Below are 9,152 nucleotides of genomic sequence, written 5' to 3' on the forward strand. Positions count from 1 at the left end.
CTTTTTAGCCAAACGAACAGGTCAGCAGGTTCCTTCGTTGCTACCTCAAGCCAAATTGTTGGTGTCAACTCCACCTGCCGACAGACTATTGCCTGCTGCTTAAGAGACTAATATGACGGACGCTTACGTACTGAGTGGTAATGATCCAGCCTTACATCTTTATCTAAGCGAGGGATTTAAGATTACGGAGACGAAGACAGGAAAACTTAATGGAAATGAGTCTTTCCCCGCAACTGGACATATTCTTGAATTGGATAAGCAATTTGATGGTCGGGCAGCGGACCGGTGCCAAGCGGCAGAGTAGACGCGATCGCAACCTGGGTCATTTAGAGGGAGGGTCATGGGGGGTGATCGCAGAAAGAGCGATCACCCTAAACGCTCTATCGATCGGGGTGATCGCTCTTTTGAGTTTTCCCCTAGCGCAAACTACGGGTCTGGATGTAGCCAATGTTTAACAGGAGTCTTAAACATTGGGAATAAAAGAGAGTTGGGGCTTCGAGCTCACCCACCAGGGAAGAAATCGGTTTAATACCGAATTTGTAGGGTAACGGTTGCATCCACAGTTTGTTCTCCACCGACGACCGGGGTCGATGCGGCGGCTTCGCCAGCAGCCTCGGCGAAGCGTTGCTCTCCGAGATAAATCGGGGGTGAGTTAGCGCCGTTGATTTGGATGGTCACAATCTCTTGGGGAGTTAAATTGAGGGTCGATAAAACCGTGTTGGCCTGCTGTTGGGCATCGGCGGTGGCTTCTTTAAGTGCAACTTGCCGAGCGTTGGTGAGGGCGCTTTCTTCTGCGACAAAACTCAGGCCATAGACTTGGTTGGCCCCGGCGGCAATGGCATCGTCGATCACGGTGCCTGCATTGTTGGTGGGAATTCTAAAGCTGACGGTATTGGCCCCTATATAGCCGGTGAGTTGTTGGGGGCTGCTGTCGTAGCTATATTGGGGGTTCAGGCGCACGCCGGTGGTTTGGAGTTTTTGGACATTTTGCGATCGCAAAACCTCCATCACCTGCGCTGAACGTTCGGCAACCTGACGCTGCACCTCTTCGGCAGTGGCTCCTTGCACTTCAACACCTAATTCGACTTGGGTTAAGGTCGTCGGGATAGATTCACTGCCTTGGCCCGTGACGGTAATGACTCTTAGCAAAGGATCCTCATTGGCCCAAGCTGCCGGGGCCATCGTGATTGACAATACACTCATGGTGAGCATGGCCCCGCCCAATAAGGGAGCTAAAAAAGGCTTGAGGCTAATCGATTTTATGGGTAACATCTGTACTCCTCGTAACGTTTCTCTACTGTGGCATAGGGAATTGAAACAGTTGAAAATGTTACAATTTCTGTAACCAATGACCCCGATTGAGGCCGCGTATCTCCGCAGTAGGTCGCTCTGGGCCAGTATTTTTATTCATTGGATATTTGATCCTGACTACGACACCTATGACTTAGCCCATTTTGAACCTGTGGTGCTTCAGGTGTTCGACCGCCAAGCTTACAGCGAGAAAGTGCTGCAACAAAGTGTCATGCATGGACTGCCATAATCTGTTACGATGCAGTAGCTGAAATGGCCGAATATAGCAACGAGTTGAAAATTGATTTGGTCGATGCTGAAACCTGTCGTCCTTGGTTGCGAGACTCTATTGACGAAGAGGGCATCGACGTTGAAATAGGTTTCGGGAGATCACTAAGATGTCAAGTCAGAATATAGAGTCGATCAAAACCATCTTCGAAAGCCGCCTAACAACGCTTGAGCACCTCTTAAATTCAGCTCAAACACATTTCAATGGGAGTGAATCTTTCCTGCAGGAGCGCATTGCGGCTGATATGTTGCCATTGGGTACACAAGTCGCTTTTACTTGCAATCAACCACGCAACTTTGCTCTGTGGTGTGACGGCAAACCAATGGACAATTTAGATCCGGAAGTGCCGTCTCTGGTGCTAGCATACGAGCATATAACAAATACTAAGGGACTGCTCTCGGATATTGACACCGAAGACGAAAAGTTGAGTAAGACTACCCGCATCGATCTTGGTCCGGAGCTCTACATCGAGATGTCTGGTAGCGAATATGTGAATGATTTCTTAATGCCAAACTTCTACTTTCATATGGTTACTGCTTACGACATTCTTCGCATGGCTGGTGTACCTATTGGAAAGCGAGATTATATGATGCATCTAGTGCCGTTCCTTAAACAGGGATGAAGCCTAACTATTCAGATGCAGCGGGCATTTGAGAGATCTGGTACTGAGTTCAAGTTTTCCTGCTACTGCTGATTTGAGCTGTTAGGCTCCCTGGTCTCTCTATGAAAAATTTAGCTTCGGAGAAAACATGACAAATTCAATCATTCGCCTTAATCCGCCGGCATTGCCGAATGCTGGCGAAATGGGGTATTCCCAGATATCGATAGTCGAACCAGGCCGTATGGCTTATATATCTGGCCAAGTCGCGTGGCGGCCAAATGGTGAGGCAGTGCCTGAAAGCTTGCCTGAGCAAATGAGTATTGTCTCGATCAACACAAAGGCTGCGCTGGATGCAATTGGGGCTGCACCACACGATGTTGTGATTGCACGCATTTACATGACCAATCTCACCCCTGAAAGATTAGAAGAAGTTATGCCACCGTTTCTAGCTACTTTTGAGGGGGCTCAACCCTGTGTTACCGGTGTTGGTGTCGAGGCTCTTGCTGCGCCCAACCTACAAGTCGAGATGGAGTTGGTTGTCAGGCTTCCTGACTAATTGCTGCTTTCAGGAGATGAAGCCTGAGAATATTAGCAAGAGGGAAAAGAGGCGCGTTTAAATGGCTGTAATAGACAATGTCATCCTCTTCAACCCATATTCCGCCCTTTAGATTGTCACACTGATCTTCCCCCGAAGTAGTAGACAGTAAACTTAAGCTGCGATGGGCTGTTTTAGAGAGAGCCAGTATTTATCCTCAAATTGAACAGGGGATAGAAATCCAATGGTTGAATGAATTCGTTGTCGATTATAGAAAACCTCAATCCATTCAGCGATTACGGTTTTAGCCTCAGCCTGATCAGAGAAAATCTTTGAACATTATCCTGCTTTACGACTCATCGGAAATGTTCACTTTTTTGGGGGAAGGTCACTACAACGTTGCGGAACATAGCTGACAGTTACGATCAAGATGCTGACAGAATTCTGGCGTTGCTGAACTAGGATATGAACGGCTCTCTGAAGCCCCTGAAAGCTCTACGAAATTCAGCGTGCTGCCGATTTTTTTCGCGGGACTCGTTAATCAGGATCTGAACTCTGCTTTCTGATTCCTTCTGAACCGATTCAAGTTCCCGAACGGCAATCTGCAAAATACCCGTCAATTGGCGAATCTGCTCATTGTTCGCCTCAATCGCAGCCTCGGTGACGACCATCTGAGCCTGCTTCAGTTTTTTCTTAATCACCGCTGTTTTATGCGATCGCAAGTGCCGGAGCGCACGGGCAAAAGTTAGAAGCAATTACTCACAGTTGAAGCCCACCCACACTGGCGATGTTGCTGGGCTTTGAGCGGTTCCAAAGAGCGTAGAAACTGATGCAAAAAGCTGGATAGACCATCGCCGATGATGGGCCTATTTTGTGCTGCGAGTGTTACCTAAAATCGGTGGTTTTTGAACCACACCGAACAAAGGAGTGTTGCTCAATATATTTGCATGAATCCAAATGACATGATTGCGCGTACTAGACATGTAGGTAGGATGCAATTGAGTGGTGTTGAAGCCACGGTCTCGATTGTCCTACCGCTGTTCACAACTTAGTGATTTAGGACGATTCAAGCTATGAAAAATATGCTTTGCAATGTTCGTTTTCCTCTGGGTGCTCTGATTTTGGGAGTTGGGATCACGCTTTCCCAAAATGCCTATGCGGGGCATACCAATACTGTACTGAGTACCGTGCTAGACGGTAGTGCGGAGATTACCAGTGACGGCGGTCTGACCCAGCAGGTGGGCGATGGAGAAGGGATGGGAGAAGCCTATGTGTTTGGCATAGACGGCGATGCAACAACCCTATGCTATGCGATTGAAGTCTCAGGTATTCAGCTGGTGCCAGTGGGCGAAGGCATGGCAGCTCATATTCATGAGGGGGCGATGGATGAGAATGGTCCGGTTGTGGCCGTATTGGCTGGTCCAGAGGATGGCGATGCAGGGGATTGTCTAACGGAGGGTGAAGAGGGCAAGTTTCCGACCGGTGAGACTGGCATTGTGCAACGAATCCTGGAAAATCCTGAAGATTTCTATGTTAATGTTCACAATCCCGAGTTTCCCAATGGGGCAATTCGGGGTCAACTAAGCGGTCCAAGTCATTCTCACTAAACAAAGCGGGTACCAACTCAAAGCAGGACGTTTTCTCAAGGAGAGTATTCAGAAGTCAGGAGTCGGGAATCAGGGCCTCACTGGCTTCTGACTTCTGGTCCCTGATTCCCCACCTAGTGCAGCGTCAAGACTAAGAATGAGGGAAGGCAACAATGTTGAGGTGAGTAGCGTCGGATAGGAAAAAGCAGTTGTTTCTATGCCAAAAAAATACATTGTCCGCCTCAGCGAAGTAGAACGCAATGCATTACGAGGGGTGATCAAGCAGCTCAAAGGTAGCAGCCAGAAAGTTCGCCGGGCTCAAATTTTGTTAAAAGCAGATGCAGAGGACTCAAGCTGGACCGACGCGCGGATTGCAGAAGCGTTTTGCTGCCGCTCTCAGACCGTCGAAAACATCCGCAAACGACTCGTGACCCAAGGCTTTGCAGCGGCCCTCAACGGCCTCAAGCGCCCCGCCCCACCGACAGCCAAGTTGCTAGACGGGGAGCAAGAAGCCCAAGTGATTGCGATGCGGTTAGGTGAAGCGCCAAAAGGCTATGCCAACTGGTCGTTGCGGCTCCTGGCGCGCAAAGTAGTGGAACTCGGTATGGTCGAATCAGTGAGTCACGAAACCGTGCGTCAGACGCTGAAAAAAACGGTGTGACCAACCGCAAGATAGCGTACTGGGTCATACCGCCTAATGTGGATGGCGAGTTTGTCGCGCAGATGGAAGCAGTCCTTGATGTCTACGCTCGTCCGTACAACCCTGACTGTCCGGTCATTTGTATGGACGAACAGCCGGTGCAGTTGCACACAGAGACCCGGCAACCGATCAAGGCCACGGCTAAGCATCCCAAACGCGTGGACTATGAATACGAGCGAGCGGGGACAGCGAGTATTTTTATGGTTACGGAACCGCTGGTGGGCTGGCGACAAGCGACGGTGCGTCAACGCCGCACGAAGATGGATTGGGCTACTGAAGTCGCGTTTTTAATGGAAGGTCGTTATGCCCATTGCCCAAGGGTGGTGCTCACTTGCGATAATCTCAATACCCATACCAAAGGGGCTTTCTACGAAACGTTTGAGCCGGAGCGGGCGAGCCCGCTCGTGCGACGTATCGAATTTTGTTACACCCCAAAACACGGCAGTTGGTTGAATGTGGCCGAGAATGAACTGAGCGCAATGACTCGGCAGTGCGTTGACGGCAGACGCATGGGTGATATCGAAACACTATGAAGTGAACCCCTAATTTTGGACAGTCAAATCAGATGATAGTGAGTCTGGACTCGTATGTATCAATCTGAGACACTTGACTATTCTGCCCTCCACTTTGCTTCAAATTCGCTGGGTGTCAAATAGCCCAAAGACGAGTGAATTCTCTTCTTCATATACACCTCATCTAAAAACTCTTCTATTCTCTCATACACTTCATTAAAGTTGCGATAGTCCGACAAGTCAACCTCTTCTTCTTTAATTGTTCTCATCAGTCGTTCAGCAAAGCCATTCTCATAGGCTTTGCCCACACCTGCCATACTAATCGCTATCTCATTCTCCTCCAACATCTGAACATACGCATTGGCCGCATATTGCACGCCTTGATCTGAATGATGAATCTCTGGAACATACTGGTTCAGCCCTTTCTCTAATGCTGTTATCGTCAGATGTTTCTCCATCGTTCTATCCAAGTGCCAGCCTCGAATACTTCGGGTAAAGACATCCATTAACACGGCTAAATAGACAAATTCCTCCTTTAATCGGATATACGTGATGTCGCCAACCCATACCTGCTCTGGACGCTCGACGACCAGCCCTTTGACTAGGTTGGGATACCGCTTATAGCCGTGGACACTGTTCGTCGTTCGTTTCCGTCGTATTCGTCGCTTGGCGAGTAGACCGAGTTCTTTCATCAATCGGCTAATACGTTTGTGATTGACATCCCACCCCTCTCGCTGCAACTGTTTGGTAATACGCCTGTAGCCATAGGTGGGATAGCGACCGGCGACATCAATGATCGCTTTTTTGAGATCCGCTGCTTGCGATTCGTTGGCTGATGTTGGTCGATAGTAGTAGCGGCTTCGACTGTAGCCAATCACATCACAGATGACCTGGATCGGATACTCAGTTTTCAACGGCTCAATCATGGCTCGTTTCCGCTCAGATTCCACCTGTCTGAAGCTTTTTTTGCCACCGATAACGCCATCGTTAGCCGACCCACCATCCGTTCTAATTCCGCGATTCGCTCGGCTGAATCATTTCCTCCACCTTTGCCTCCAAACGCTAAATGGGCCTGTTTGAGAAATTCATTGCGCCAACGATTGATCACCGAGGCATGCACTTTATGAGCTCGACTTGCTTCGCTCACGCTACGCTGGCCACTGACGATCTCAAGCACCACGTTTGCCTTGAATTCGCTACTGTAATTTCTTTGTTTACTCGCCATATGCCTCTCCCCCTATGGACTCTAGCTGACGCTCTCTCAGAGCTGTCCTAATTTTGGGGGTCACTACAAACGCTGCTGACCCCACAACTTTACGCAACGTTTCCCAGTAAGGTGGAAGCAGATGCGATCGCAAAGCTATTCTCCAACCAACTCCCAACCATCACAGAACCCCTCCAAGGCGCAATCCTCAACAACACGCTGCCAAGCTCCTGGGGCGTTCTCAATCGCAACGGCAAAATCATTGCAGTCGCTTATCTCCAGAGCAATCTCGATCAAAGCTTCAGCCCATTTGGCACGCCCTATGGCGAACAATCCTCACGCTACCATTCTGGCCCTGCTGAACTGCTCAGCAACTAAATTTTGTAGAAAGCACCACCCTGCGATTGGTTCGGCTGCCAAAAATCGTCGCGCCAAACAAGATCATTTTTCGAGCCGATCTAAGCTATCGAGAATGAGATCCAGCCCAAACGCAAACCTGTGAAGACCATCATAATCCCCGCGTATGACCTGTTGTGCCAGCTGGTTGATATGAGGATACTGACTCTCAGGAATCTGTGGCAGAAACTGTGCGGCCATCTCTGCATAGTCTGCAGGCTCAAAGGGAAAGTTCAACGCTTGAAGTGTAAACCCATAAATATGGCTGTCGATGGCATTTTGCACATGATCGGCCATTTCATACGAAAAACCCGCTGCTCGTAGACACCCCAGGGTTGAATCGGTATATTGCAGCATGGCAGGCCCTACATTTACTCGCGATACCAGCGGCATCGTCGCCCAGGGATGGCGCAGCAGCACCTTATGGGCGCTGATGGCCCGTCGTCGCATAGCCTCCTTCCAGTCAGCATCGAGCTTTGGCACCTCTATTTCACTCACTATGCAATCGACCATGCAATCGATCACGTCATCTCTATTAGTGACGTGGTTATATAAAGACATGGCCTTCACGCCCAGTGCCTGAGCAAGCTTTCGCATAGAGAGTGACTCAAGCCCGTCTTCATCGGCTAAGCGGAGCGCACACTGCAATATTCGCTCTCTGCTTAAGGGAATGCGTTCTAACTTCTTTGAACTGGGTTTATTGGCCATCCTTGTTTTTCACGATCATCTGCAAAGCGTCAACAAATCAGCCCAATTGAAAAGTTTTGTTGTCCTTCTCTGATTATTACATACACTGTAAGTCTATACTAAGTTTACAACGTAAGCATGCACTGTAAGTTTTTGTCAGCGTGATGATTTTTTGTCGAACACACTCTATTGTTCAGGCGTTCAGTTCAGGCGTTCAAATGAAGGCAATCACCCAAGAAAAATACGGTTCACCAGAAGTCTTAAGCGTCACGGAAGTAGCCCGCCCGGTGGTTGAGGATGATACTGTCTTGGTGAAGGTTCAGGCTGCATCGATCAACGCGGGCGACTGGCATTTAATGAGAGGATCTCCCTTTCTCACTCGGCTGATGTTCGGTGGGCTATGGCAGCCCAAAATAAAGACAATTGGGTTCGATATTGCCGGTACGGTAGAAGCCGTCGGCAAACATGTCACGAGCTTTCAGGTTGGAGATGAAGTCTTTGGCGATATGTCAGAGTGTGGGTTTGGTGCATTTGCCGAATATGTGGGTGCCACAGAAAACGCTTTGAGCCTAAAGCCCAATAATCTCACCTTTGAAGAAGCGGCGGCGGTTCCGGGCGCGGCGCTGACGGCTTTGCAAGCACTGCGTGATGTGGGCGAGGTGCAGCCGGTGCAACGGGTGTTAATTATCGGTGCATCGGGTGGGGTGGGCTCCTATGCGGTGCAGTTGGCCAAAGCTTTTGGAGCTGACGTGACGGCTGTATGCGGCAGCGCCAAAGTAGATCGCATTCGCTCGCTCGGTGCGGATAAAGTGATGGACTATACACAAATAGATTTCACCCAGAAAGGGGTCTATGACTTAGTAGTTGATGTGGCTGCCTATCGGTCGGTGTTTGACTATTTGCCGATGTTGAAACCACGAGGCATCTACGTTTTGGTGGGGGGTGCGATCCCCCGACTATTCCAGGTGATGATTTTCGGGGCAGTGATTTCTAAGATGAGTAATCGCACCGTAAAATCTGTCATGGTAAAACCCAATTCAACAGATTTAGCCACGCTGAGAGATCTGATTGAGGCAGATAAAATCATTCCATTGATTGACCGGCTTTACAGCTTAGCAGAAGTCCCCACCGCCATTCGCCGACTTGAGCAGCGGCAGGTGGTCGGCAAAGTTGTGATTCGCGTTTGAACAGTGCGTTTGAAAATTTAGACGCACGTTATTGCCGGTGGCACTGGTTCCGTCGACTGGGTGCCTTGAAACACTTGGCTTCAGTGGGCTAGACAGCATATCGAATAGAAAATAACTGCGACCAAGATATCCCTGCCTCCAAAATTCCTAACTTCACAGCAGGGA

14 protein-coding genes are annotated in these 9,152 nt (G+C 49.3%); 9 read left to right on the plus strand and 5 right to left on the minus strand.

The window, feature by feature from the left end:
- Window positions 1-266 precede the first annotated feature (266 nt).
- Window positions 267-455: a hypothetical protein gene (locus tag VB741_RS13815; RefSeq protein WP_323365767.1), complete on the plus strand. Its 189-nt coding sequence runs from the start codon at window positions 267-269 to the stop codon at window positions 453-455.
- A gap of 70 nt (window positions 456-525) precedes the next feature.
- Here VB741_RS13815 and VB741_RS13820 read toward each other — a convergent pair whose 3' ends face one another.
- Complete coding sequence (locus VB741_RS13820) at window positions 526-1,272, minus strand: SIMPL domain-containing protein (RefSeq protein WP_323365768.1); 747 nt, start codon at window positions 1,270-1,272, stop codon at window positions 526-528.
- Between the two features lie 76 nt (window positions 1,273-1,348).
- On the opposite strand from VB741_RS13820, the gene VB741_RS13825 reads away from it, so the two are divergent.
- The 3 genes from VB741_RS13825 (at window position 1,349) to VB741_RS13835 (ending at window position 2,736) form a co-directional block, all read left to right on the plus strand.
- Window positions 1,349-1,540 carry a CPBP family intramembrane glutamic endopeptidase gene (locus VB741_RS13825; RefSeq protein WP_323365769.1) on the plus strand — a complete coding sequence of 64 codons (192 nt, stop codon included), beginning with the start codon at window positions 1,349-1,351 and terminating at the stop codon, window positions 1,538-1,540.
- Window positions 1,541-1,688: 148 nt separating this feature from the next.
- Window positions 1,689-2,201: a DUF1993 domain-containing protein gene (locus VB741_RS13830; protein WP_323365770.1), complete on the plus strand. Its 513-nt coding sequence runs from the start codon at window positions 1,689-1,691 to the stop codon at window positions 2,199-2,201.
- 127 nt (window positions 2,202-2,328) lie between these two features.
- The gene (locus VB741_RS13835) at window positions 2,329-2,736 is read left to right on the plus strand and encodes a RidA family protein (RefSeq protein WP_323365771.1); all 408 of its coding nucleotides are present in this window, start codon (window positions 2,329-2,331) and stop codon (window positions 2,734-2,736) included.
- Between the two features lie 153 nt (window positions 2,737-2,889).
- Here VB741_RS13835 and VB741_RS13840 read toward each other — a convergent pair whose 3' ends face one another.
- Both VB741_RS13840 and VB741_RS13845 read right to left on the minus strand, forming a co-directional pair.
- Window positions 2,890-3,045 (minus strand): IS3 family transposase, encoded by a 156-nt coding sequence (locus VB741_RS13840; RefSeq protein WP_442786361.1) that lies wholly within the window; start codon window positions 3,043-3,045, stop codon window positions 2,890-2,892.
- 128 nt (window positions 3,046-3,173) lie between these two features.
- Window positions 3,174-3,416 (minus strand): hypothetical protein, encoded by a 243-nt coding sequence (locus tag VB741_RS13845; protein WP_323365772.1) that lies wholly within the window; start codon window positions 3,414-3,416, stop codon window positions 3,174-3,176.
- Window positions 3,417-3,788: 372 nt separating this feature from the next.
- Between VB741_RS13845 and VB741_RS13850 the strand changes: the two genes are divergently transcribed.
- From VB741_RS13850 to VB741_RS13860, 3 genes are all read left to right on the plus strand, one after another.
- Entirely contained in the window at window positions 3,789-4,322 is a 534-nt protein-coding gene (locus VB741_RS13850) for a CHRD domain-containing protein (protein WP_323365773.1), read from the plus strand.
- A gap of 196 nt (window positions 4,323-4,518) precedes the next feature.
- On the plus strand, window positions 4,519-4,962 hold the full coding sequence (locus VB741_RS13855) for a helix-turn-helix domain-containing protein (RefSeq protein WP_323365774.1): 444 nt from the start codon (window positions 4,519-4,521) through the stop codon (window positions 4,960-4,962).
- A gap of 38 nt (window positions 4,963-5,000) precedes the next feature.
- On the plus strand, window positions 5,001-5,534 hold the full coding sequence (locus VB741_RS13860) for an IS630 family transposase (RefSeq protein WP_323365779.1): 534 nt from the start codon (window positions 5,001-5,003) through the stop codon (window positions 5,532-5,534).
- 77 nt (window positions 5,535-5,611) lie between these two features.
- Here the strand turns inward: VB741_RS13860 and VB741_RS13865 are convergent.
- A protein-coding gene (locus VB741_RS13865) for an IS3 family transposase (protein WP_323365775.1) occupies window positions 5,612-6,738 on the minus strand; the annotation gives its coding sequence in 2 pieces (ribosomal slippage) (window positions 5,612-6,465 and window positions 6,465-6,738; 1,128 coding nt in all).
- 111 nt (window positions 6,739-6,849) lie between these two features.
- Here VB741_RS13865 and VB741_RS13870 point away from each other — a divergent pair.
- Window positions 6,850-7,095, plus strand: coding sequence for a hypothetical protein (locus VB741_RS13870; RefSeq protein ID WP_323365776.1), 246 nt, complete (start codon window positions 6,850-6,852; stop codon window positions 7,093-7,095).
- 63 nt (window positions 7,096-7,158) lie between these two features.
- On the opposite strand, the gene VB741_RS13875 is transcribed toward VB741_RS13870, so the two are convergent.
- Window positions 7,159-7,821 carry a TetR/AcrR family transcriptional regulator gene (locus VB741_RS13875; RefSeq protein ID WP_323365777.1) on the minus strand — a complete coding sequence of 221 codons (663 nt, stop codon included), beginning with the start codon at window positions 7,819-7,821 and terminating at the stop codon, window positions 7,159-7,161.
- A gap of 197 nt (window positions 7,822-8,018) precedes the next feature.
- Here VB741_RS13875 and VB741_RS13880 point away from each other — a divergent pair, with 197 nt between their 5' ends.
- On the plus strand, window positions 8,019-8,987 hold the full coding sequence (locus VB741_RS13880) for an NAD(P)-dependent alcohol dehydrogenase (RefSeq protein ID WP_323365778.1): 969 nt from the start codon (window positions 8,019-8,021) through the stop codon (window positions 8,985-8,987).
- Window positions 8,988-9,152 lie beyond the last annotated feature (165 nt).

It is taken from the genome of Leptothoe sp. PORK10 BA2, from assembly GCF_034932105.1.
Taxonomy (GTDB): Bacteria; Cyanobacteriota; Cyanobacteriia; order Phormidesmidales; family Phormidesmidaceae; genus Leptothoe.